Raw genomic sequence first — 25,050 nt, 5'->3', positions numbered from 1 at the left:
CCATAGGTATACTAATTGATAAAATGACATCTTGATGTCAACGTAGATACTTTCATCATGAATAGAAGATGTGGCACATAAATTTACATATTTTATATAACTTAAGAACTAAAAGACATATAGAGATTGAAGAATTAACTACTCAACTTAACAAGAAAAATGGCACGCATAACAAACCTCTTCAAATTTGGGAATGGTAAACTATTATCATCAATCAATATTTAAAGATGTTATGCACCTAACCATTTTTCAACGCATAATCTTAACTCATTTTGGGATTCAATCTCATAACATTACTGAAATATCGTCGAAGGATATGTATCTAAAAATCTAGCTTTCAAATTCACTGCTTTTTCTGCCCTTTTTAAATATTCCAAAACACAAAAACAACCCCGTAAGCCTATACTTACGGGGTTTTACAATAAATAATATATTATTGTTCTTCTTTAACATATGGTAATAAAGCCATATGACGAGCACGTTTGATAGCTGTAGTCAACATACGTTGATATTTCGCTGAAGTGCCTGTTACACGACGTGGTAAAATTTTACCACGTTCTGAGATAAAACGTTTTAATAATTCAGTGTCTTTATAGTCGATGTGTGTAATACCATTTGCTGTGAAATAGCATACTTTTTTACGACGACGTCCGCCTCTTCTTGGTCCACCTGCCATGGTTAACTGCCTCCTTTGACTCATTTTATTTTATTCGTTCATTATTAGAATGGTAAATCATCATCACTGATATCAATCGGTCCATTAGCATTTGCAAACGGATTATCCGACTGATTTGAGTTTGATGAATTATTGTTGCTGTAAGATGTATTTTGTCCTGATTGCTGACCACCAAATCCTTGACCGTAGTCTTGGAAATTATTGTTCTGTGAACGTTGGCCACCATGTTGTGCATTTTTAGGTTCAAGGAACTGAACACTATCACATACGACTTCAGTAACAAAAATACGACGACCTTCTTGATTTTCATAACTACGTGATTGTATGCGACCATCAACGCCAGCTAAACTACCTTTAGACAAGTAGTTATTTACATTTTCTGCTTGTCTACGGAAGACTACACAGTTAATAAAGTCAGCTTCGCGTTCCCCTTGAGCATTCGTGAAAGTACGATTAACTGCTAGAGTAAATGTCGCTACACTTACGCCTGAGGGTGTGGTTCTGTATTCTGGATCTTTCGTTAGACGACCTACTAATACAACTCGATTTAACATTTAAACGCCCCCATCTAAATTATTACTTATCTTGGTCTTCACGAATAACGATGTAACGAATGATATCATCATTAATCTTAGCTAAACGTTGGAATTCGTCAGTTGATTTATTGTTATCAGTTTTAATACGTACGATGTTATAGAAACCTTCTTTGAAATCATTGATTTCATAAGCTAGGCGACGTTTACCCCAGTCTTTTTCTTCTAAAACTTCTGATCCTTCTGAAGCTAAGATACCATTGAAACGTTCAACTAACGCTTTTTTAGCATCCTCTTCAATGTTAGGACGTACGATATACATAATTTCATATGTTCTCATAGTTTATTTGCACCTCCTTGTGGTCTATACGGCTTATCAATATTTAATGTGATAAGCAAGGAATAATTTTCATTACTCACAGAAAAGAATTATAGCATAGAGCTTTACTTTTTACAATCAATTTCAGATGAATCTTACCCTTAAATATTGATGAGCATTATTTATTTTTGAAAATATCAATACATATTATTGGTTTAAGACTCCTCTGAGACTGCCCTCGTTGTTCAAACGCAATCATCCTATTTATGTTATACATTACTTTATATTCAAATTATATTAATGTTACTTAATAGATAGTTGATACTTCATTTTAGTTATAATAACATCAAAATTATATTTCATATAATTGCACTTAATATTAAATTCATTATAAAGGAGTCGTTTATGTTAAAGAAATTTTCTTACTCAATCATTTCACTTTCAATTTTCGCTACTAGCCTTAATTTTATAGATACTCAAGCACAAGCATCTTCATCTTCTGTAAGCGAAAAAGGTACAATGGGGTATGGCTATCAACAATACTTAAAAGACCATCCTAAAAAGCAACCTCATAAAACACAAAATCGTTCTACTTTCTCTGCTGAATCTAATATTACTGAAACAAATAATGGTGAAAGAGTCTTAGATATTTCTGAATGGCAAGGACTTTTAACTAATGAACAAATAAAACAACTAAAGAAAAATTATGATTTTATTATTTTAAGAGCACAGTACGGTTCAGAATACGTTGATAAGACTTTTGAAAAAAATGCAGAATTATTAGAACAAAATAAAATGAAATACGGCGTGTACTCTTATAGCATGTACGAAAGTCCAAAAGATGCACGTTATGAAGCTAAAACTTTATCTCAACGTGCTCCCAAAGCCGCCTTTTACATTAATGATTATGAAGAACAAACCGTTAAATCCGGAGATGATGAAACAGCGACACAAGCATGGGCAAACGAAATGAGAAAGCTTGCTGGAAACAAGAAGATCCTTTTTTATTCATATGAAAATTTCATGTTAAATCATGCATCAAATGCTGTCAGTTCATATGATGGCTACTGGTTAGCAGCATATCAAGCTGAGGAACCAAACCGAGAGAAAGTGCTATGGCAATATACAAATAGTTACTACTCTCCTGAATTAAATCAAAATGTCGATGCAAATTATATTGACGAAAATGTGAATTCGTCTTGGTTCACTTCATAAATACGAACACATACGAACAAAAACACTTCACTTTAACGAACGTTTGTTCTAAAATACATATGAGGTGTTTTTCATGAGATTAAATTTAGATTGGAATAAAGATTTCCAAGAGTTTCAAGATATCTTAAATAGTGGCATTCACCCAGAATGGCTATACTGCGCTAAAGCAAATTTAGTTCTCGAACCCGCATACACTGGTGAAGGCAAACAATTTTTTAGTACACAAGACATCATTAAAGCAAGCAAAATCATTCCATTTTTTTAAGAATTTGGAATCCTTACATAAGAGCAATGAAAGTTTGATGGAAAGCTTCATTGCTCTATTAATAAATAATTCTATTTCCTAACTACAAATGATTGCATCATTAGTAATTATCATTGTAGTATGCTGACTAATTTATCTCCTAATTTTCAATTTTATTATCAAAAAAACACCCTAAAACTAGAATTTGCTTCTAATCTTAGAGTGCCTCATTAATATAAATACATGCTTTAAGTTAAACATTAAAACGGAAATGAACAATATCCCCATCTTGCATGATGTAATCTTTACCTTCTAAACGTTGTCTTCCCGCTTCTTTAGCACCATTTTCGCCACCATGTTGTACATAATCTTCATAGCTTGTTACCTCTGCACGAATAAAACCACGTTCAAAATCAGTGTGAATAATTCCAGCACATTGTGGTGCAGTCATTCCTTGTTTAAATGTCCAAGCGCGCACTTCTTGCACACCGGCAGTAAAGTAAGTAGATAAACCTAACAAATCATATGTTGTTCTAATGAGTCTGTCTAAACCTGGTTCTTCGATGCCTAAATCTTCTAAGAACATTTCTTTATCTTCATCATCTAATGTAGCGATTTCTTCCTCGATTTTTGCACTAATAACGATAACTTCTGAATCTTCGTTTGCTGCATATTCACGAATTGCTTTCACTTTATCATTATCTTTATCTCCAATTTCATCTTCGCCAACATTAGCAATGTATAACATTTTCTTAGATGTTAATAACTGAGCTTGATTAACCCACTTTTGATCATCCTCATTGAAATCAATACTGCGTACTGGTTTACCGTCTTCTAACGCTTCTTTAATTTGTGTTAATATACGTAATTCCATCTCAGCTGTTTTATCTTTTTGACGAGCCATCTTCTCTATTTTCGGTAAACGTTTTTCAACAGATTCTAAATCTGCTAAAACAAGTTCCATATTAATGACTTCTATGTCATCAAGCGGATTAACACGCCCTGATACATGTGTTACATTCTCATCGTCAAACGCACGAACCACCTGACATATAGCATCTACTTCACGAATATGTGAAAGGAATTTATTTCCTAAACCTTCGCCCTTAGATGCACCTTTAACAATACCTGCAATATCAGTAAACTCAAAAGTTGTAGGAATTGTTTTTTTAGGTTGAACCATTTCTTCTAATTTTATTAAACGTGAATCTGGCACTTCAACGATACCAACATTGGGATCAATCGTTGCGAAGGGATAGTTTGCTGCTAATGCGCCAGCTTTAGTAATTGCATTAAATAGGGTAGACTTACCTACGTTAGGCAAACCTACGATACCTGCTGTTAAAGCCATTATTCATTCTCCTAACTTTCTTTGTCTTGATGAGATTCAAGAACTTTTTTCATTTTCTTATTAAACACTTGCCGTGGAATCATGACACTGCGCTGACAATGTTCACATTTAATACGAATATCAGCGCCCATTCTAATGATCTTAAAACGATTCGTTCCACATGCATGTGGTTTTTTCATTTCTACTATATCATTTATTCCATACTTTGACGTCATGAAATGACCTCCAATGATGATTAGCTTTTTCCTTCATTATAATTTGAAATGACTGGTTGTGGCATGCGAATACCTTCTTGTCTAAACATTTTTTGAGCTTCCTTACGAATAATACGAGCGCCTGAAAATCCTTCACCAGGAATTGTTTCTGCTGAAATTCGTATAGTAACCTTATTAGATTCTATCGCATCAATGCCATCAACAACTGGATCGCTGACAAATAAGTAATATTTACTACGTAAAGAAACAAATAAACGATTGAGTTTCTTTTCAACTTGATCTATATTTTCATCAACTGATACTGGTAGTTCTACAATAGCAGTCCCATTTGTAATTGAAAAGTTCGTAATTTCCCCCATGCTACCATTAGGTAAAATAGTCAGTTCTCCCGAAATTGTATTAATTCGCGTTGATCTTAAACCAATAGATTTCACAGTACCTTCTGCTACCGTAGTTCCTGAACTATTGATTTTAACATAGTCACCCACATCAAATTGATTTTCAAAGATAATAAAGAAACCTGTAATAATATCTTTCACTATCGTTTGCGCACCGAAACCAACAGCAATACCTACAACTCCAGCACTAGCAATTATACCTTCGACGCTAATACCAAACTTACTTAAAATTGTTGTGATAACAACAAACCATACGATATATTTTACTATGTTTTTTACAAGAGAAATCAGTGTTTTTGAACGTTTTTTATTCCCTTTTTTACTTTTATTTTGAATTTTAAATGCTTGCTCAATAATCTTATTCAAAATTGCTATAACAACAATCGCTACAAGGATATAAATTAAAATCATTATTACTTTAGTAATTAAATTTTCATATGTTTCAACCTTTGTTAAAGGTTCGAACAATGAAGATAAAATATGTTTAAGTTGATTCATATAAAATATGCCCTCCCTTTCATTTTTTTCATAATTCATTTATTATAACTTAATTTATTCATTTAGATAATACGTCTATGGTTTTAAAATACTATCCTTTTGAGGTATATTTATAAAACTATGTATATGCTTCCTATTTATAAAGGCTAATTTTTTAATATTCCTTATAATCTTTATTAAGTTGACGAATCAAGCGTTTGAATTCTGCTTCAGATTTAAATTCAAATGTGATTTTTCCGACATTTTTAGATGTCGAAATATCTACTTTCGCACCATATTGCTTTTTTAAAAATCTTTCCTGCTGTTGAATCATTTTAGGTTTACTTCCCTTAGTCTCTTTGTCGACTTTCCTTGAGATGTCTTTACTGACTAAACCATTGACGTACTCCTCTAAATACCTTACACTCCACGACTCCTGAGCGGCTTGTTTTGCCGTCTTTTTTATTTTACTGGCGTCTTTCAAAGTTAATAACGTACGCCCATGAGCACTTGATAACGCTCCTTGTTGAACCATTTGAGCAACATTTTTAGGTAACTGTAATAACCTAAGCATATTGGCAATATAAGGACGTGACTTACCTAATCGTCTCGCAACTTCTTGTTGGGTAATGTTCAAATCTGTCATCATTTTTTTATAACTTTCTGCTTCTTCAATGGCATTTAAATCTTCTCTCTGTAAATTTTCAATAATTGCCAATTCCATCATATCTTCATCAGATAGTTCTTTAATAATAGCTGGCACTTCTGTTAATCCCGCCAACTTAGATGCTCTAAATCGTCGCTCACCCACAACAATATAGTAACCTTGAACAGTTTGACGTAATACAATAGGCTGTAATATACCATGTTGTTGAATTGATGAAGCTAAATCATTGAGTCGTTCTTCTTCAAACGTCTTACGTGGCTGATAAGGATTAGGTCTAATTAATTCTAGTGCAATAAATTGCACACTATCATCATTATTCATTTTCAACCTCTGATCATCTGTATATGCCATCTCTTTTCCACATCTTTCTATCTTAATTTAAGTATCTCTAATGAATAATCAATCCTCATTGATTCATTACTTATTTTAAAAAAGTTCAATCCAATAATACAAGCCTTTCAAATTAATACTAATGGCTTAATATGAAGCTTATTACGTCACATATTTTCAGATGTATTTCTGATAATAAATTAATTGTTAAATCAAAATTTTCAGAAAAATCATTGACAAATAAATTCAAACTATGTAATCTATGTATTAACAATTTAAAAAACATTTTACACACTGTAAAAAGGAAAGTAAAACTTACACTGCTTATACAGAGAGTCTTCACACGCTGAGAGAAGGCATTGAAAGAAAGTTTGAAAATGGCCTTGGAGTGTTGATGCCAATATGAGGTATCAACGGGTTCGCCCGTTATAGCGATACAGTATTAACATTGATGTTAAATGGCGTACTGGAAATTTTATACGTCACAATTTATCGTTAATACTCATTTATTCACATATGGATTAAATGAGTTTTTGTTTTATTTAATGATGTTACGATAAGAAGATTGTGTATCAGCTATTTTCAGTATACTGTTTTAACACTATGGCGTACTGATTGAGGTTACTTTAGTAATAAAGTAGCAAACAAAGGTGGTACCGCGAAGTTTAAGCTTTCGTCCTTTACATCCGAATCATTCGGGTCTAAAGGACGGAAGCTTTTTTATTTTTACTGAATAGGAGGAGCTAGCTATGAAGGATACAGATTTAGCTCAAATTGCTTTAACACAAGATCACACTGGCGCAATTGCCAATCCAATATATTTATCTACTGCATATCAGCATCCTCACCTAGGTGAATCAACAGGCTATGATTATACACGAACGAAAAATCCAACAAGAACAGCCTTTGAAGAAGCTTTTGCACAACTTGAAAAAGGCATTGCTTCATTTGCTACTTCCAGTGGTATGGCAGCGATTCAGTTAATATGTAATATATTCAAACCAGGTGATGAAATTCTCGTTGCATTTGACCTATATGGTGGAACATTTCGGTTATTCGATTTTTACGAGAAACAATATGGTTTGAAGTTTAAATATGTAGATTTTTTAAATTATGAAGAAGTAGAAAAAAACATCACTCCACAAACTAGAGCATTATTTATTGAACCAATCTCAAATCCACAAATGATTGAAATTGATGTAGAACCATATTATATCCTTAGCAAAAAACATCAACTATTAACAATTATCGATAACACTTTTTTAACACCTTATCTTTCGACACCACTCGAAGAAGGTGCAGATATCGTTCTGCATTCAGCAACAAAATATATTGGCGGACATAACGATGTGTTAGCTGGAGTTGTAACTGTTAAGGATGCTCAATTAGCTGAACAATTGAATCAATTCCATAATATGATTGGAGCAACTCTATCACCACTTGATAGTTATCTTTTACAAAGAGGTCTAAAGACATTACATCTTCGCATAGAGCGTTCCCAAGAAAATGCTCAAAAACTTGCACAACGATGTCGCCAGTCAGATTCAATTGATGAAGTTTTATATAGTGGACGAACAGGCATGCTTAGTTTAAGACTGAACCAAGCATATAGCGTAGCTAAATTTTTGGAAAATTTAGATATTTGCATATTTGCAGAAAGCTTAGGTGGTACAGAAACATTTATCACCTTCCCTTATACACAAACACACGTTGATATGCCAGATGAGGAAAAAGATAAGCGTGGCATTGATGAATATCTCATCAGATTGTCCGTAGGTATAGAAGATTATAACGATATAGAAGCTGACATAATTCAAGCATTAGAGAATTCTAAAGTAGGAGTGATTTCATGAGTTTATCTAAAGAAACAGAAGTAATATTCGATGTGCGTAGAGGTAAAGACTACGACTCAGCTAACCCACCACTTTACGATTCATCTACATTCCATCAAAAAGTGTTAGGCGGTGAGACTCAATATGATTATGCACGAAGTGGTAACCCTAACCGAACTTTACTTGAAGAGAAACTTGCACGTTTAGAAGGTGGTAAATATGCATTTGCTTATGCTTCAGGCATTGCTGCAATTTCAGCCGTTTTACTCACATTAAACGCTGGGGATCATGTTATTTTACCTGATGATGTTTACGGAGGCACATTTAGATTAACTGAACAAATACTCAATCGATTCAATATTGAATTTACTACAGTTAACGCTACACATATAGATCATATCACTGAAGCTATTCAATCAAACACAAAACTCATCTATGTAGAGACGCCTTCAAATCCACTTTTCAAAATTACAGATATTCATGCTGTAGCAACGCTAGCAAAGGAACATAAGATACTATTAGCTGTTGATAATACGTTTATGACACCTTTGGGTCAATCACCTTTAGCACTAGGCGCTGACATAGTTATTCATAGTGCAACTAAATTTCTAGGTGGACATAGCGATTTAATTGCAGGTGCAGCAATTACTAATAATAGAGAGGTTGCAAATGCATTGTACTTATTACAGAACGGCACGGGCACAGCCCTTTCTGCATATGATAGTTGGGCACTTGCAAAACATCTTAAAACATTACCAGTTCGTTTTAAACAATCTGTTCATAATGCTGAACGTCTTGTTCAATTTTTGAGTCAAAGAGAGGAGATTTCTGAAGTGTATTACCCAGGAAATAATCCTACACATCTCAAGCAAGCTTCAACTGGAGGTGCAGTGATAGGTTTCCGACTTAAAGATGAATCTAAAGCACAAAAGTTCGTCGATTCTCTTACTTTACCACTTGTATCAGTGAGTCTCGGTGGTGTAGAAACTATCCTATCACATCCCGCAACAATGTCTCATGCAGCAGTGCCAGAAGATGTGAGACGTGAACGCGGCATCACTTTCGGGTTATTCCGTTTAAGTGTAGGTCTTGAGAATCCAGAAGAACTCATCGCAGATTTTAACTACGCTTTAAAGGAGGCTTTCAATGAGTCATTTACTGAACCAATTAAAGAGCAACGTTTTAGTAGCTGATGGCGCTATTGGAACAATATTCTACTCGGAAGGTCTTGATACTTGTCCGGAAGCATACAATCTTACTCATCCAGATAAGGTCGAGCGGATTCATCGTTCTTATATCGAAGCTGGTGCAGACGTCATTCAAACGAATACGTATGGTGCTAACTTTGAAAAATTAAAGTCCTTTGGTCTTGAACATAAAGTTAAAGAAATTCACCAAGCTGCAGTTCAAATTGCTAAACGTGCAGCAAATGAAGACACAATTATACTTGGAACGGTAGGTGGATTCAGAGGCGTCCGGCAAGAGGATATCAGTCTTTCAACAATTCAATATCATACAGAACTTCAAATCGATACATTAATTGATGAAGGTGTAGATGCCCTTCTATTTGAAACTTATTACGATTTAGATGAATTAACTCGCATCGTCACTGCTACACGACAAAAATACGATATTCCAATCATCGCTCAACTCACCGCTTCAAATACGAATTACTTAGTTGATGGCACTGAAATTAATGCGGCATTGAAATACGTAGTTGAATGTGGCGCCAATGTAGTTGGATTAAATTGTCACCATGGCCCACACCATATGCAACGATCATTTTCACATATAGAACTTCCTAAACATGCGTATTTATCGTGTTATCCAAACGCTAGTTTATTAGATATCGAGAATAGTGAATTCAAATATAGTGATAATGCTCAATATTTCGGAGATATAGCTCAAGAATTAATTAATGAAGGAGTCAGATTGATAGGTGGTTGTTGTGGTACAACACCTGAACATATTCGCTATATTAAATCAGCAGTTAAACATTTAAAACCCGTTAAAGATAAAAAGGTAATCCCTATTAATAAAGCTTCATCTCAAAAGCAAACGCGAGTTCTTAAACAAAACCTTACTTCTAAAGTTAAAAATGGCCCAACAGTCATCGTAGAACTTGATACACCTAAACATTTGGATACTGATACATTTTTCGATAATGTAGGAAAATTAGATGAAGCTGGCATAGATGCTGTTACATTGGCGGATAATTCATTAGCTACCGTAAGAGTGAGTAACATCGCAGCGGCAAGTTTAATTAAACAACGCTACGATATTGAGCCTCTTGTACATGTAACATGTCGTGACCGTAATTTAATAGGATTACAGTCTCATCTCCTAGGTTTATCACTCATTGGTGTCAATGAAATACTAGCTATTACCGGAGATCCTTCTAAAGTAGGCCATTTGCCTGGAGCTACAAATGTCTATGACGTGAACTCAAAAGGCCTTACAGAACTTGCACTAAGATTTAACAAAGGTATTAACACTGACGGCGATGCGCTGAAAAAACATACTAACTTTAACATCGCTGGTGCGTTTGATCCTAACGTACGAAAATTAGATGGAGCCATTAAACGACTTGAAAAGAAAGTAGCAAGTGGCATGAGTTATTTCATAACTCAACCCGTTTATAGTAAAGAAAAAATTATTCAAGTATATGAAGAAACAAAACATTTAAATACACCTTTCTTCATAGGTATCATGCCAATCGCAAGTTATAACAACGCACTTTTCTTACATAATGAAGTGCCTGGCATCAAAATGTCAGACGATGTACTTAACCAATTCAAATCTGTTAAAGATGATAAAGAAAAGACTAAAGAATTAAGTTTAAGACTTTCCAAAGAACTCATTGATACAGTACATGAATACTTCAACGGTCTGTACATTATTACACCTTTCCAAAAGGTAGATTATTCATTGGAACTCGCAGCATACTCTAAATCAATCACTGCCAACAAGGAGGCAATATTATGACAACAATTAAAACTTCAAACTTAGGATTCCCAAGATTAGGTAGAAAAAGAGAATGGAAAAAAGCAATCGAAAATTATTGGGCACATAAAATTGACAAAGCAGAATTAGATCAAACACTGACTGATTTACACAAAGAAAATCTTTTACTTCAGAAAAATTATCATCTTGATAGCATTCCAGTTGGGGATTTCTCTTTATATGATCATATTTTAGATACGTCTTTATTGTTCAATATTATCCCTGAACGTTTCCAAGGACGCGAAGTCAATGATGATTTATTATTTGATATTGCTCGTGGTAACAAAGAGCATGTTGCAAGTGCACTTATTAAATGGTTTAACACCAACTATCACTACATTGTACCTGAATGGGACAACGTAGAACCTAAAGTTGAAAAAAATACGTTATTAGAACGTTTTAAATATGCACAATCAATTAATGTAAATGCGCATCCTGTAATTGTTGGTCCTATCACATTTGTAAAATTATCAAAAGGTGGTCATCAATCGTTCGAGGAAAAAGTTGAAACATTACTTCCTTTATATAAAGAAGTTTTACAGTCACTTGTAGATGCAGGTGCTGAGTATATTCAAATTGACGAGCCTATTCTAGTGACTGATGACAGCGAAAGTTATGAAGACATTACTAGAAAAGCATACGACTATTTCGCAAATGAAGGTTTAGGAAAATATCTCGTCATTCAAACTTACTTTGAACGTGTTCACTTAAAATTCTTAAGTTCATTACCAGTGGGCGGTTTAGGATTAGATTTGGTACACGATAACGGCTATAACTTAAAACAAATTGAAGATGGTGATTTCGATCAAAGTAAAGCACTTTATGCAGGAATCATTGATGGCAGAAATGTATGGGCGGCTGATATTGAAGCAAAAAAACAATTAATCGAAACATTACAACAACACACACAACAGTTAGTCATTCAACCTTCATCATCACTTCTACATGTTCCAGTATCACTAGATGATGAAACACTTGATGAATCTATTGCAGAAGGATTAAGTTTTGCTACTGAAAAGTTAGACGAATTAGATGCATTGCGTCGCTTATTCAATGATAATGACCTGTCAAAATATGAACATTACAAAGCACGTTATGAACGCTTCCAAAGCCAATCATTTAAAAATCTTGAATACGATTTTGAAAGTGTACCGACACATCGTAAATCACCATTTGCTAAACGCAAGCAATTACAAAACCAACGTCTAAATTTACCAGATTTACCTACGACTACGATTGGTTCGTTCCCTCAAACTCGTGAAGTCCGTAAATTTAGAGCAGATTGGAAAAATAATCGCATTACAGATGCTGAGTATCAAGAATTTTTACAAAATGAAATCGCTCGTTGGATTAAAATCCAAGAAGATATTGGTTTAGACGTACTTGTACACGGTGAGTTTGAGCGTAACGACATGGTTGAATTTTTTGGGGAAAAACTTCAAGGTTTCCTAGTAACAAAATTCGGTTGGGTACAGTCTTACGGTTCTCGTGCAGTTAAACCACCAGTTATATATGGAGATGTGAAGTGGACTGCCCCACTTACTGTAAAAGAAACAGTATACGCGCAAAGCTTAACTGACAAACCAGTAAAAGGTATGCTTACAGGTCCAGTTACTATTTTAAACTGGTCATTTGAACGCGTAGACGTACCTAGAAAGGTTGTTCAAGATCAAATTGCCTTAGCCATTGATGAAGAAGTGTTAGCTTTAGAAGAAGCAGGTATCAAAGTCATTCAAGTTGACGAACCAGCGTTGCGTGAAGGCTTACCTCTACGCTCTGAATATCACGAACAATATTTAGAAGATGCTGTACATTCATTTAAATTAGCGACATCATCTGTGCATGATGAAACACAAATTCATACACATATGTGCTATTCTCAATTTGGACAAATCATTCATGCTATCCATGATTTAGATGCAGATGTTATTTCTATTGAAACTTCTCGTAGTCACGGAGACTTAATTCAAGATTTCGAAGATATTAATTATGATTTAGGAATTGGATTAGGTGTTTACGATATTCACAGTCCACGTATTCCAACCGAAGAAGAGATTACTACTGCAATTAATCGTTCATTACAACAAATTGATCGTTCTCTATTCTGGGTTAACCCAGACTGTGGTCTAAAAACACGTAAAGAAAATGAAGTGAAAGATGCATTAACAGTGTTAGTCAATGCAGTTAAAAAGAAACGTCAAGAATCTGAATCAACAACAGCATAATACGAGCTAGAGGTGAGGCAAATGTCACAGTATCCACTTTGGAATCAATTAAATACTTTAAAAGAGGCTCAGTGGGTCGATTTAACACATACTTTCGACCCAAATATCCCTCGTTTTAGCGAATTTGAAAAAGGTGAAGTCTCAACGCTATTCAATGTTAAAGATCATGGGTTTTATGTACAACGTTGGAGTATCGTAACTCAATATGGAACACACATTGATGCTCCAATCCATTTCGTTGAAAATAGAAGATATTTAGAAGAATTAGATTTAAAAGAACTTGTTTTACCATTAATTGTTTTAGATTATTCTAAAGAAGCTGCACAAAATTCAGATTTTATCGTATCACGTAAACATTTAGAAGATTGGGAACAACAACACGGTCGCATTGAAGCAGGTACTTTTGTCGCATTACGTACTGATTGGTCAAAAAGTTGGCCAGATATAGAAAAATTTGAAAATAAAGATGTAGATGGCCATCAACATCTTCCAGGTTGGGGCCTTGATGCATTAAAATTTCTCATTGAAGAACGTGGTGTTAAATCCATAGGTCACGAAACATTTGATACTGATGCCTCAATTGATACAGCTAAAAATGGTGATATTGTTGGCGAAAGATATATCTTAGGTCAAGACACATTCCAAGTCGAATTACTTACCAATTTAGATCAATTACCTACCAGAGGTGCAATTATCTATGCAATCAGCCCAAAACCAAAAGATGCACCAGGCTTTCCAGTTCGTGCATTCGCAATAAAACCTTAATTGATGTCTTTCATCTAGCGTTCTCAACCACGTGGTGGTTCAAGTGGTGCACAACCGCTATGATATTATTCCATCAATGTTCATCATCATAATATTTGAATAGCAATGAACTCTTTCTAACTAAGTAAAAAGCTATAAACGAAGTTTTTAAAACGACTTCGTTTATAGCTTTTTTAATACACACTTTTATGATATAAAAACCGTGCTCCACTAAATGTTAAACTTCATATTTAGATACAACCGTAGCGATACCTTGACCGCCACCGATACATAAAGATGCCACACCTGTTGGCTTAGCATCACTTAATTGATGTAATAATGAAACTAAAGTACGCGCACCCGAAGCCCCTATCGGATGTCCTAGTGCAATCGCACCACCATTAACATTGACTTTATCTTGCGGTAATTGCAACTCACGGTTTACAGCAATTGATTGCGCTGCAAAAGCTTCGTTTAATTCAAAAATATCAACATCATTTATCACTTTATTAGAACGTTTTAAAGCTTTATGTATCGCTTCAACTGGACCAATACCCATAATTGAAGGCGCCACACCACTCGCACCAAAACTATCTAATACAGCTATAGGTTGTAAGCCCAATGCTTTCGCTTTGTCCTCCGTCATAACGAGCATAGCAGCAGCACCGTCATTGATACCGGATGCATTACCAGCAGTTACTGATCCATCTTTTTTAAATGCTGGACGGAGTTGTGCTAACTTATCAATTGTCGTTTGAGGTCTAATGCCTTCATCTTGAGAAATAATTAGGGGGTCGCCTTTACGTTGTGGTACCTCTACAGGTACAATTTCAGCATCAAATACACCAGCTTGTTGTGCACGTGATGCTTTTTGTTGAGAATCGAATGCAAATTGATCTTGTTCTTTACGACTAATCTGATACTGTTCAACTAGATTTTCGGCTGTGATACCCATATGGTAATCATTAAACTTATCAGTTAAACCATCAGCTATCATACTATCTTCTAAAGTTTGATTTCCCATTTTAAAACCGAAACGACTATTTTTAAGAAGCATTGGAGATTGAGACATACTTTCCATGCCTCCAGCGATAACAATCTCATTATCTCCCGCTACAATAGATTGATAGGCAAGTTGAATCGCTTTTAATCCAGAACCGCAAACTTTATTTACAGTAAAAGAAGATACCGCTTCTGGCACACCACCATGAATCGCAGCAATACGAGCAGGATTTTGTCCTTGACCTGCCTGTAATACGTTTCCTAGAATAACTTCATTGATTTCATTAGGATCTATTTGACTATGTTCTAAAATTTGACGAATAACTGTTGCACCTAGTTCATAGGCAGGTATATCCTTAAATGCACCACCAAACACGCCTATAGGTGTTCGATATGCTTCAGCTAATACTATGCGTGACATGTCATATTCATCTCCTTAATATAACTTATACTTTTCTAAAAAATGAGGGAAGAAGCAAACCTTCTTTTCTTATTGTCATTATATTTGGATATTCAAATCTATTATTTAAGAGTTTATCTCTTACCTTCATTGTATTTAAATGAGTATTACATACTTTAATTGCAGTAAACACATTCCACATTATATTACCAAATTTACATAGAAAAATTCCATTATGATCTATCGTCATCAAATGCATCACTTTCTTTCTAAGCAATGATCAATTTTAATTTCATAATCACTCTCACTTCACTAAATATAGTTAATCCATTGTTGTAAAAAAAGAGGAAACCATAAAAGAAATACTCATGTCTATACAAACGGGGTAGTCTAACCGTCCCACTTAACACAAGTCATCTTTATAAGATTTCCTTAACATCTACTATTATATCTACGATGATTTACATTTCTAAATTTTATTATGCAATCAATACTTACTTTCCTTTATATTTGTCACCCATGCTTCATAATAGAAGCAACGTAATCTAAACTTATCTTTCCTATCAATTCACTGGTAAAGTGTTTTTTAGAATCACCAACATCATTGATAATAGATTAAGAAGCCATATTTAATCGTCTTGATGTCCCATAGACTTTTATGAATAAGTATAAAACAATCGCCATTGTTAAAAAACAGTTGAGACATATCATCTATTATTTTGATTATTTATTCAAAACACGAAATCATTGATTTATTTGCACTATTTTTCCGAAAATGAATCCTATCAACGTATATGTATAAAAATTACATTAAAAGATTTTGACTAAAACCCTGATTTATTCAACAACCTTTTAATATAGATGAAAGTTATTTATTTTGATACTGCTTAATCGCATCTTGTATCGTATCGTGTAAACTAGGTTCTTGTAACCAATGTTGGAACTTTTCCATAATTTCCCTTGGAGTCGTAATGTTTTCAGGAAAATTAATATCTTTCATACCTTCAAACAAATCTCCAAAATGACTTTTTTCACCTTCAAAATTCTTCATAAAACGATAAAAGCTCAATACCCTAACCTCCTATATTTTGCAACAATAGGTATATATTACCAAAATGAAGGCATTTACAAAATACATTTGTTTAAATTTAAGTAAAAAATTAATAGTTGAGGTCTTATTTATATGTTAAAAGTATTTCTTTTTTAAAAACTAATAAATTTTATTAAAAATTGTATTACTAAAAATCAATTTTATACAATCCCTAAAAAGTCTATTATCTTTGTCATTTTGACTAATATACTTGTCATAATGACAAAGATATTATATAGTATATTTGTAAGGAAGTGATACAATTTGCGCAATAGACTTAAAGAATTACGAGCCCGTGATGGATATAATCAAACAGAGCTTGCTAAAAAAGCTGGAATATCACGACAAACGGTGTCTTTAATAGAACGCAACGATTTTACACCATCTATATTAACCGCAATAAAAATTGCAAGAATCTTTGGTGAACCTGTTGAAGATATCTTTATTATGGAGGAGGAAGACTTTTGAAAATAAAAAGGTATGCACTTCTATGTTTATTAGGAGGATTAGTTGGAGGCATCATCGGATACATCATAGGAGCTATTAACTGGGAGAAGTTATTTAATTATGCACAGTTCGCTAACTTTAAAGTTGTGCTTTATACAACCATCGTAGCATCATTAATAAATGTTATACTTACTGTGTATTTATTTATAGTCCAAAACGCGTCACTTCACTATAAAGCTAAAATTGACGCAAATATTTCAGATGATTTAGCAGATACATATGAAAATAAATCATACATCAAATCATTGAAAGTAAGATTTATTTACACAATGCAATTAATTGTCGCTTTTATTGCAATTTTAATACCCGTCATAGGAAATTCATCTGAGAATCACATTGCTCTAATAATGATTCCTTTCTTTATTACAATCATTTCATCCATAATGATTGGGATATTTTATAGAAAATTTGATGCTCGATACCCTAAATTAGGAGAGAAACATTACACTGAAAAAGCATTTAATATTATGGACGAAGGAGAGCGATACATCACACTCGTTTCCTTGTATAAAGTGCACCAGCAGAATATTGTATTACTTTTTATAGGAATTATGATGTTGGGAATATTCTCAATAACTACAGGCATGAATCAATCGCTAGGCATAATTTTGTTTATCATTTTATTTATCTATAATTCATTGGGATATTTACTGAAAGTCAGTAATTTTTATAAATCAGAACAGAAATCCTAAAACTAATTTAAAGAAAAGGAGTAAATTATGGAAAACTTATTAGAAGTTCAGCAACTCAATAAATCATATAAGAATTCAGAATTTCAGCTTACTGACATCACATTCTCTGTTAAACCTGGCGAGGTAGTGGGTTTAATTGGGAAAAATGGTTCAGGTAAGTCTACCCTCATTAATACACTTGTAGGAAATAGACATAAAGATAATGGTTCACTGAAATTCTTCGATAAAGAGGTGACAGAGAACGACTTCAAATATAAAGAACATTTAGGTGTAGTTTTTGATGATTTACGTGTTCCAGATAAATTAACTCTACAATATATCAATAAAGTTTTTACTGAAATATATGATGCTTGGAACAGCGATACATTCTTTTCTTTAATCAAAGCATTTGAACTACCAACAAATAATCAAATTAAGACATTCTCAAGAGGAATGCGTATGAAAGCAGCTTTAACAATTGCTTTAAGCCATGATGCTAAATTATTAATCTTAGATGAAGCTACAGCAGGTATGGACGTATCAGGACGTGAACATGTGTTAGAAATTCTAGAGGATTATTTAGGAGACGATCGTGCCATATTAATTTCATCACATATTTCTGAAGATATTGAACAGCTAGCTACTCAGCTCGTTTTTATGCGTGATGGTCGAATTATTTTAAAAGAAAGTAAAGAAGTTTTATTGAGCCAATACGGCATCATCGATCAACCAGTTGAGCATTTCAATATTTCAAATGAGTATCTAATCGCAACGCGCAGACGTAATGATCGACAAATCAGTTTAGTGAATAACTATCAAAAAGTACCTGATGCACAACCACTAAAGACAATCGATGATGCAACTAAAATTATTATGCGAGGTGAAGTATAATGAAAGGTCTTACTCTTAGTATATTTTATACAGCTAAAAAATCATTTTTCATCTATTTAGTAGTCGGAATTATTGCTGCAGTCGTTTTCTCATTTTTAAATCCAACGATGAACAGCTTTCTTGCTATCATTTTTTTAATATCTCCTATTACGGATAACTTCAAACGTGAAAAGGACTCAAGATGGATGAATTACATATCCACACTTCCTGTTAGAAGAGCTGATTATGTTAAAAGTTATTATACTATTTTTCTCTTGTGTGCATTAGTTGGGATACTTGCAGGTGTACCTAGTGTCGGTCTAATCACACAAAGTTTAAGTATGGTATTCATTTCACTATGTGTTGCCATTGGTGGCGCAGGGACTTTCTCCATTATGTTTCCTCTAACATTCAAATTCGGTTCTGAAAATTCAAATGTCATTGTGATGACTACAACATTTGCTGTCATTATTATCTATTTCTTATTCTATATCGCATCAATGATATTGAGTAATCAAACAGGAAGTGGCTCTATGATTACAATGCTGAGCAACACACAAAGCTATGTTGTATATTCTATTTATGGAATACTTGGATTGATTTCAATTATTATCTCTTATATTTTATCGATTAAAATTTTTAACAAACAAGAACTATAATATTAAAAACCCCCTAAATTTTCGGTAATTGAAAATTCAGGGGGTTATTTATATCTTTTAAGTTTTTAATAATTTATTTGCATTTAAAGATAATTATTTATTAATATATTTATAAATAGTTAATTAAAAATGGGATAAAGGAGTACTTTAATGACATTATTAACTAAAGTTTTAGATACTTTAACAGGCATATGTGTTGCTTTATTGTTTACCAAGTATTTTGTAAATTATGCAAATGATATGTTTGACTGGCACTTAAGATGGTATTTCCTAGAAAATGTACCTCATTTAGCGCTCATTTTGTTTATTCTAGTATTTATCTTTGCTGTTCCTTCTGAAATGATTAAAGATAAAAATAAGAAAAAGCATAATGATTCATAATCAATAGGTATATGACCATCATATTTTAAGTGTCACTGACTCAATAGAACCCAACTTATCAGATTAGATGATAAATAAATGTATCTCGTAGGAGTTTAAAAAGAAAGAGGCACGCTTTTCCTATACTAATCTCGAACTACTTTATAAACATTCGTTACTCAATCTAAAACTTTGTTCTTCATTTCTATCAAAAAGGCCTACTGCATTTGAACTAAATTTCGAGTTATTAGTTGAATTATCAATTAATTCGTATATCAATGTCTCTAATAAACTCTAGATTCATCTTACTTCTCAGTTTTTACAACTAATACACTGATATGTTTATATATGTATTAAAGGAACAGATTAAAAAAGAGAAGACCCATATACATTAAATTTAAACTAAAACTTGTGATAACTTTTATCTTTAATGCATATGCTAGCTTTTTAATGGGTATTTTTAGTAATACCATCGATATAAGAAAGGGGGAATATGATGAGTAATATCACAGTTTATAATGTCATTGAATTGGGCGTAAACAATCTTTTAGCCGATTATGACAATTGGAATGTTGAAGAAGTATTAGATAAAGAAACTCAACATTTCCCAAACACTTTACATTGGCAATATGGTCATGTATTAACAATCTTTGAACAAGCATTATCATTGGGCAATCAACATGTCGTAGATGTTGAAAAATATAATAAATTGTTTGGATATGGTTCAAATCCTAGAGACTGGAAGGGACAAGATGTACCTGCTATCAACGAAATCAAACAACACATTCAAACATTACCAGAACGTGCTAAAAAATTAACACACGAGCAGTTAGCTCAAAAATTAGACCAACCTATCGCAGGTTGTAACACACTTGATGAATTATTAATGTTAAATGCTATCCATGTGCCATTACACACCGGTAAAATTGAAGAAATGACACGTGTACTTCGTGAAAAATAAGCATAATATATTTAAGCGTCTGGATTATCATCCCCAGACGCTTTTAAAATGTTTAGAGAATTATCAAATTTTATTTGAATGCTTTCGCTAAAACAAAGATAAACATATCTTTCGAGGAGTTTTATCTAGTATACGTACATTCTTCCCTCAACAAGCTAAAAACATAACTATCTGAGAATTCCCCTTGTAATCGTTCATTACTTCTCAATATACCTTCTTGCGTGAACCCAAGTCTAATTGGTATAGCTCTGCTTTTCTTATTTTTAGTAGACATTCGTATTTCTATACGATTAATATCATACACTTCATATACATAGCGAATTAACGCTTTAGTACATTTAGTCATAATACCTTTCTTTTGAAAGTCTTCAGCTAAATAATAACCAATTGAAGTTGTTTTATTAACTAAATCTAAGTAATGCAATCCTATGACTCCAATCAATTCTTTATTACTCCATATTCCACAATGAAATCCATTACCATCGATAAATTGTTGCAACGCCGAATGGATAAAGTGTTTACTATCTTCAACTTTCTTCGTATGTTCAACAAAAGGTAGAAATTCAGCTAAATAGTCACGATTGCTATCTACTAATTTAAATAACTGTTCGGCTTCTCGTTCTTCTAATATTTTTAATTTAATATTTTTATTTATTTGATAACTAAACATACAAAATCATCCTTTTTTAGAATTTTCTGTTATTTTAGTATACACGAATATAGGATTATGTCATAAAACTTGATTACTAGAATTCGATATTCTCTAAGTCACAAGTGTGTATGTAGTTCTCTTGTTTCTATTGTCTTATACCTACAACCAATATTAGAGTGAAAAAGCTTAACTTAAGATAGATCATCATCAACAACACAAACGTTAAAAACACTGAGATAACTTTTTAAAATATACTTCTCAATATTGATTAGTAAAATCCAAAATATGAATAATAAGTAGACATTAAACAATCTTTATTTTATTCTATAAATAATAGAAAATAAATTATTAGATTAAATTATTATTTTTTATTTCTAATTTAAGTTGAAACCGTATGTAATGGGAGGAAATCATAATGATATATTCTATCGGTAAGAATTTAGGTAATAAATTAACAGGTATAGAACAAGCTATGATCAATAGATTAAAGCTATTTAAAGATAATTTAGTCCCAAATAAACTCATATTCACATCTTGGTCACCACGTTTATATATGCATGCACATTCGTTAAACATCGATTCAAAAGATATTTTCAGTCTTTACGATTTTCTACAAGATAGTATTAACTTTGAGAAAAAACATATTGATTGGATAAATTATTGGCAAAATATATGTAATTATACCTTAAAATTCGTTGAAAATACGAATGATATTAAAATATACGATAACGACACATATAAAATGTATGTGCATTTTGTTGATTCAAATTATCAAACTTTAGACTATATTAACCATTTTGATATACAACAACGTAAAATTAGAAGAGATTTTTACGATACAAGAGGCTTTTTAAGTTGTAGTAGAATTTTAACCTCTCAACAAAAAGTCGTGATGGAACAATTTTTTACACCTACACAAAAAGTTAAATTTCAAAAATATTACAACCCTGAGCACGAACATCCTACGGTACAATCTATCATTTATAATACTTCACGAGGCGTTCGTTTTTTCAACGATGAAAATGAACTTTTAGCGTTTGCAATTAATGCGCTATATCATTTAGGAGACGTATTTTTATGTGATAAAAACATCGTTACAGGGCCAATCATTGATCAAACTGATACTAAAATACCAGTTCTCGCCGTTTTCCACAGTACCCACGTAAAAAATATCAATGATATATATCATTCTGAAATCAAACAAGCGTATAAACCTGTTTTAGATAACTTATCCCGATATTCAGGAATCATAGTATCTACTGAACAACAAAAAACAGATTTATCTGTAAAAATTAATAACGTTATTCCCATTTACGTTATACCTGCAGGTTATATTGATACAAATGAATCTCATCATAGTAGTGACAATAAACCATTGCCTAACAAAATGATTTCTATCGGCCGTTATTCTCCTGAAAAGCAATTAGATCATCAAATAGAACTAATGTCTAAGCTAGTTCCAGCATTTCCAAATTTACAGTTACATTTATTTGGGTTTGGTAAAGAAGAAACACATTATCGTAAATTAATAGCTCAATATCATTTAGAAAATCACGTGTTTTTACGTGGCTTCATTTATGATTTAAATCAAGAAATAGAGACCGCCTATTTATCTTTATTGACAAGTAAAATGGAAGGGTTCAATTTAGGTGTACTTGAAACGATTGCTAAAGGCGTACCTACAGTAAGTTATGATACCAAATACGGACCTTCTGAGTTAATTGTTAATCATAAAAATGGCTTTTTAATTGAACAAGATAATAAAGAACAACTCTATCACAGCGTTAAAAAGTTATTACTCGATTCTAACTTAAGAGAACAATTTTCTAAGGAAAGTATTAAACATGCCCAAATATTTAATGACAAAAATGTTTTTGATACATGGCTCACTGTTTTCAGAACGTTAAAAGTTAATTTATAATCGCCAATTTATTAAGATATATAAGGGTGAAGAGAAGTGTGAAACATCATACATCATCTTCACCTTTAATTTATTCTATAATATTTCATCTTTAATCTGTGCCTTTTGATATTGAACATAGCCTGATATATAATGTTCGATATCATCAATCCGAACTCGATACCCATGGTGTTTTATGAAGAAACTACCAAGAATTCGCTTTGGATTTTTGAAGTACATTGCAATTTCAGGATAGAAAAATCCTACTCGTTGATATTCTGCTCTTGTATGAATCACATTGATTAATTTTTCTTCATCAATCAACTGAGTCACAAGCTCTTGACGATGTGTAGCTTTTGCTTTTTGAATAAGCTTATAGGTTGCCATTAACATTTCTAAAAATGTTGGGAATGTTGTTTCACGTTGTTCAATATATTCCAAATAGGTGTTCACATTCTTGATCCCAAATTCAAAATATTTATCTTGCGGACACAATTGAACTAACTCGTTCGTGCAATACCCAAGCCAATGATCATGGTATTGCCAATACTCTTTTTCAATAAATCGATCCATTAACTTCTTCACAACTTCCAACCATTTATCATTATGATCTTGGTGATATAAGCGTAATAATGCTAAAGCTGCTTCACCATCATAATAAATAATTCTAAATGATTCTTTCACAGTTAAATCCGGATAATTTAAAATATGAGTTGTTTCGTATGTATCTTGATTAATCATTGATAAAATTCCTCGAGCAACTTTTTGTGCCACGCATAAGTATTGCTTATTGGGGTTATGCTTTAAATATTCACAAACCGCAAATATAAAGGCAGCATTTTGTCCTAATTTTATTTCGTTAATATCTTTTGTATCATCAAAGATATATCCAACACCTTCATTATCATAGAAATAATTCTCAATAACGTAGTTAATTGCCTTTTCGACTATAGTTAAATCTTTTCCTAAATAATCTAAACCCTCTATTAATGCATAAGTTGAAGAAGCATGTCTTAATATATTATAGAAATTGATTTCTTTATCAAAATGTGGAAAATAACCATATTGATATCTTCCAGTATCTGATAGCATATTTCCTAGGAAATATGTACCACTTTCAATTAAATGGTCTAATTCTTTATGTAAATAATCGACCTTTCTTAATCCTTTTTTATAACCTTCATCGTGTAATTCATATATCTTTTGTTCGTCTAAGATAAAACCTTTAGTTTTGAACTTAATAACTTCTTTGTTTTCATAAAAATCATAAGCAAACTTTTTCTTATGGTTCGTATACTTTCTTAAATAGTTATTTATATTTTGTTCAGATAGAATAAGCTTCGTTTTCCCATCTGTTTTCACTGGTTTAATAAATGCATTAGTGTTTATTTCTTCAGGTAAAAATGATAAATTCCAGTATTGATCTAAAGCTATACCAAAATCAATATAATTTCTTCTAGTTTGCGTTAATTCATCTTTAACATCTTTAAATAAAGTAACTTCTTCTTCAGTAACAATGTCTATTTTTACCCATGAAGGAAACGCTCCTGTTTTCTGTCTAAACTTTTGAATTTCTTTAGTAATATCCCTTCTAAGGTAATTAGGCTTTTTTAATAATTTAACTTTGGCTTTTATATTAGATTTTCCAAGGCTTAAAAAAGCATATTCTTTTATTTCTATTGTTTTTTCAACATGATTAATCAATCTTTCTATATGATTTTCCATACTCATCTTTTTCTCCTTTCAATT

Annotated in this window: 25 protein-coding genes and 2 pseudogenes; 15 read left to right on the top strand and 12 right to left on the bottom strand. The window is 32.5% G+C overall.

Annotation, left to right across the window (positions count from 1 at the left end; genetic code table 11):
- Positions 1–77 precede the first annotated feature (77 nt).
- Positions 78–250: pseudogene (locus tag AC1Q7N_RS03265) on the top strand (XRE family transcriptional regulator); the annotation flags it as partial.
- 183 nt (positions 251–433) lie between these two features.
- On the opposite strand, the gene rpsR reads toward AC1Q7N_RS03265, so the two are convergent.
- From rpsR to rpsF, 3 genes are read right to left on the bottom strand one after another with little or no spacing between them, the layout of a single operon-like run.
- On the bottom strand, positions 434–676 hold the full coding sequence (gene rpsR / locus AC1Q7N_RS03260) for a 30S ribosomal protein S18 (protein WP_001831354.1): 243 nt from the start codon (positions 674–676) through the stop codon (positions 434–436).
- Between the two features lie 44 nt (positions 677–720).
- Positions 721–1,230 carry a single-stranded DNA-binding protein gene (ssb, locus tag AC1Q7N_RS03255; protein ID WP_002495497.1) on the bottom strand — a complete coding sequence of 170 codons (510 nt, stop codon included), beginning with the start codon at positions 1,228–1,230 and terminating at the stop codon, positions 721–723.
- A 22-nt stretch (positions 1,231–1,252) separates the two neighbouring features.
- A complete protein-coding gene (gene rpsF / locus AC1Q7N_RS03250) occupies positions 1,253–1,549 on the bottom strand; it encodes a 30S ribosomal protein S6 (protein ID WP_001831345.1) in 297 nt (98 codons plus the stop codon).
- 384 nt (positions 1,550–1,933) lie between these two features.
- Here rpsF and AC1Q7N_RS03245 point away from each other — a divergent pair, with 384 nt between their 5' ends.
- Together AC1Q7N_RS03245 and AC1Q7N_RS03240 are read left to right on the top strand one after the other, a co-directional pair.
- Positions 1,934–2,743, top strand: a complete 810-nt coding sequence (locus AC1Q7N_RS03245; protein WP_002495496.1) for a GH25 family lysozyme — start codon at positions 1,934–1,936, stop codon at positions 2,741–2,743.
- A 73-nt stretch (positions 2,744–2,816) separates the two neighbouring features.
- Complete coding sequence (locus AC1Q7N_RS03240; protein WP_001831355.1) at positions 2,817–3,008, top strand: hypothetical protein; 192 nt, start codon at positions 2,817–2,819, stop codon at positions 3,006–3,008.
- Positions 3,009–3,240: 232 nt separating this feature from the next.
- Here AC1Q7N_RS03240 and ychF read toward each other — a convergent pair whose 3' ends face one another.
- From ychF to AC1Q7N_RS03220, 4 genes are all read right to left on the bottom strand, one after another.
- Positions 3,241–4,338, bottom strand: a complete 1,098-nt coding sequence (ychF, locus tag AC1Q7N_RS03235; RefSeq protein ID WP_001831336.1) for a redox-regulated ATPase YchF — start codon at positions 4,336–4,338, stop codon at positions 3,241–3,243.
- Positions 4,339–4,349: 11 nt separating this feature from the next.
- A complete protein-coding gene (locus tag AC1Q7N_RS03230; RefSeq protein WP_001831361.1) occupies positions 4,350–4,553 on the bottom strand; it encodes a DUF951 domain-containing protein in 204 nt (67 codons plus the stop codon).
- A gap of 20 nt (positions 4,554–4,573) precedes the next feature.
- Entirely contained in the window at positions 4,574–5,449 is an 876-nt protein-coding gene (locus AC1Q7N_RS03225) for a mechanosensitive ion channel family protein (protein ID WP_492712784.1), read from the bottom strand.
- Between the two features lie 154 nt (positions 5,450–5,603).
- Complete coding sequence (locus AC1Q7N_RS03220; protein WP_002495495.1) at positions 5,604–6,446, bottom strand: ParB/RepB/Spo0J family partition protein; 843 nt, start codon at positions 6,444–6,446, stop codon at positions 5,604–5,606.
- A 728-nt stretch (positions 6,447–7,174) separates the two neighbouring features.
- Between AC1Q7N_RS03220 and AC1Q7N_RS03215 the strand changes: the two genes are divergently transcribed.
- From AC1Q7N_RS03215 to AC1Q7N_RS03195, 5 genes are read left to right on the top strand one after another with little or no spacing between them, the layout of a single operon-like run.
- Positions 7,175–8,278 (top strand): PLP-dependent transferase, encoded by a 1,104-nt coding sequence (locus AC1Q7N_RS03215; protein WP_002447675.1) that lies wholly within the window; start codon positions 7,175–7,177, stop codon positions 8,276–8,278.
- Positions 8,275–9,450 (top strand): cystathionine beta-lyase MetC, encoded by a 1,176-nt coding sequence (gene metC, locus AC1Q7N_RS03210; protein ID WP_002437219.1) that lies wholly within the window; start codon positions 8,275–8,277, stop codon positions 9,448–9,450. The genes AC1Q7N_RS03215 and metC overlap by 4 nt, the downstream gene beginning before the upstream one ends.
- On the top strand, positions 9,404–11,242 hold the full coding sequence (locus AC1Q7N_RS03205) for a bifunctional homocysteine S-methyltransferase/methylenetetrahydrofolate reductase (RefSeq protein WP_002495494.1): 1,839 nt from the start codon (positions 9,404–9,406) through the stop codon (positions 11,240–11,242). Before metC ends, AC1Q7N_RS03205 begins: the two co-directional genes overlap by 47 nt.
- Positions 11,239–13,485 carry a 5-methyltetrahydropteroyltriglutamate--homocysteine S-methyltransferase gene (gene metE / locus AC1Q7N_RS03200; RefSeq protein WP_002437223.1) on the top strand — a complete coding sequence of 749 codons (2,247 nt, stop codon included), beginning with the start codon at positions 11,239–11,241 and terminating at the stop codon, positions 13,483–13,485. The genes AC1Q7N_RS03205 and metE overlap by 4 nt, the downstream gene beginning before the upstream one ends.
- 21 nt (positions 13,486–13,506) lie before the next feature.
- Positions 13,507–14,250 (top strand): cyclase family protein, encoded by a 744-nt coding sequence (locus AC1Q7N_RS03195; RefSeq protein WP_002495493.1) that lies wholly within the window; start codon positions 13,507–13,509, stop codon positions 14,248–14,250.
- Positions 14,251–14,467: 217 nt separating this feature from the next.
- On the opposite strand, the gene AC1Q7N_RS03190 is transcribed toward AC1Q7N_RS03195, so the two are convergent.
- The 3 genes and pseudogenes from AC1Q7N_RS03190 to AC1Q7N_RS03180 form a co-directional block, all read right to left on the bottom strand.
- Positions 14,468–15,652 (bottom strand): acetyl-CoA C-acetyltransferase, encoded by a 1,185-nt coding sequence (locus tag AC1Q7N_RS03190; RefSeq protein WP_145376412.1) that lies wholly within the window; start codon positions 15,650–15,652, stop codon positions 14,468–14,470.
- Between the two features lie 15 nt (positions 15,653–15,667).
- Positions 15,668–15,881, bottom strand: a pseudogene (locus AC1Q7N_RS03185) (hypothetical protein).
- 618 nt (positions 15,882–16,499) lie between these two features.
- Positions 16,500–16,700 carry a sterile alpha motif-like domain-containing protein gene (locus AC1Q7N_RS03180; RefSeq protein ID WP_001831332.1) on the bottom strand — a complete coding sequence of 67 codons (201 nt, stop codon included), beginning with the start codon at positions 16,698–16,700 and terminating at the stop codon, positions 16,500–16,502.
- A gap of 285 nt (positions 16,701–16,985) precedes the next feature.
- Between AC1Q7N_RS03180 and AC1Q7N_RS03175 the strand changes: the two genes are divergently transcribed.
- From AC1Q7N_RS03175 to AC1Q7N_RS03150, 6 genes are all read left to right on the top strand, one after another.
- Positions 16,986–17,189: a helix-turn-helix transcriptional regulator gene (locus AC1Q7N_RS03175; protein WP_001831346.1), complete on the top strand. Its 204-nt coding sequence runs from the start codon at positions 16,986–16,988 to the stop codon at positions 17,187–17,189.
- A complete protein-coding gene (locus AC1Q7N_RS03170; protein WP_001831331.1) occupies positions 17,186–17,920 on the top strand; it encodes a DUF3169 family protein in 735 nt (244 codons plus the stop codon). The genes AC1Q7N_RS03175 and AC1Q7N_RS03170 overlap by 4 nt, the downstream gene beginning before the upstream one ends.
- Before the next feature lie 27 nt (positions 17,921–17,947).
- Positions 17,948–18,790 (top strand): ABC transporter ATP-binding protein, encoded by an 843-nt coding sequence (locus AC1Q7N_RS03165; RefSeq protein ID WP_001831349.1) that lies wholly within the window; start codon positions 17,948–17,950, stop codon positions 18,788–18,790.
- A complete protein-coding gene (locus AC1Q7N_RS03160) occupies positions 18,790–19,428 on the top strand; it encodes an ABC-2 transporter permease (RefSeq protein WP_002455915.1) in 639 nt (212 codons plus the stop codon). Before AC1Q7N_RS03165 ends, AC1Q7N_RS03160 begins: the two co-directional genes overlap by 1 nt.
- A 150-nt stretch (positions 19,429–19,578) precedes the next feature.
- Positions 19,579–19,809, top strand: a complete 231-nt coding sequence (gene elxI1 / locus AC1Q7N_RS03155) for an epilancin biosynthesis-related protein ElxI1 (protein WP_001831347.1) — start codon at positions 19,579–19,581, stop codon at positions 19,807–19,809.
- A gap of 475 nt (positions 19,810–20,284) precedes the next feature.
- Entirely contained in the window at positions 20,285–20,749 is a 465-nt protein-coding gene (locus tag AC1Q7N_RS03150) for a bacillithiol transferase BstA (protein WP_001831338.1), read from the top strand.
- A gap of 121 nt (positions 20,750–20,870) precedes the next feature.
- Here the strand turns inward: AC1Q7N_RS03150 and AC1Q7N_RS03145 are convergent, their stop codons facing one another.
- A complete protein-coding gene (locus tag AC1Q7N_RS03145) occupies positions 20,871–21,419 on the bottom strand; it encodes a GNAT family N-acetyltransferase (protein ID WP_002485215.1) in 549 nt (182 codons plus the stop codon).
- Between the two features lie 397 nt (positions 21,420–21,816).
- On the opposite strand from AC1Q7N_RS03145, the gene AC1Q7N_RS03140 reads away from it, so the two are divergent.
- Complete coding sequence (locus AC1Q7N_RS03140; protein ID WP_002484797.1) at positions 21,817–23,322, top strand: glycosyltransferase family 4 protein; 1,506 nt, start codon at positions 21,817–21,819, stop codon at positions 23,320–23,322.
- 75 nt (positions 23,323–23,397) lie between these two features.
- On the opposite strand, the gene AC1Q7N_RS03135 is transcribed toward AC1Q7N_RS03140, so the two are convergent.
- The gene (locus tag AC1Q7N_RS03135) at positions 23,398–25,032 is read right to left on the bottom strand and encodes a hypothetical protein (protein ID WP_032605475.1); all 1,635 of its coding nucleotides are present in this window, start codon (positions 25,030–25,032) and stop codon (positions 23,398–23,400) included.
- Positions 25,033–25,050 lie beyond the last annotated feature (18 nt).

It is taken from the genome of Staphylococcus sp. GW823-FHT05F06 (assembly GCF_058795495.1).
Note: the sequence above shows the minus strand (reverse complement) of the source record. Positions and strands in the feature narration are given on the sequence as shown.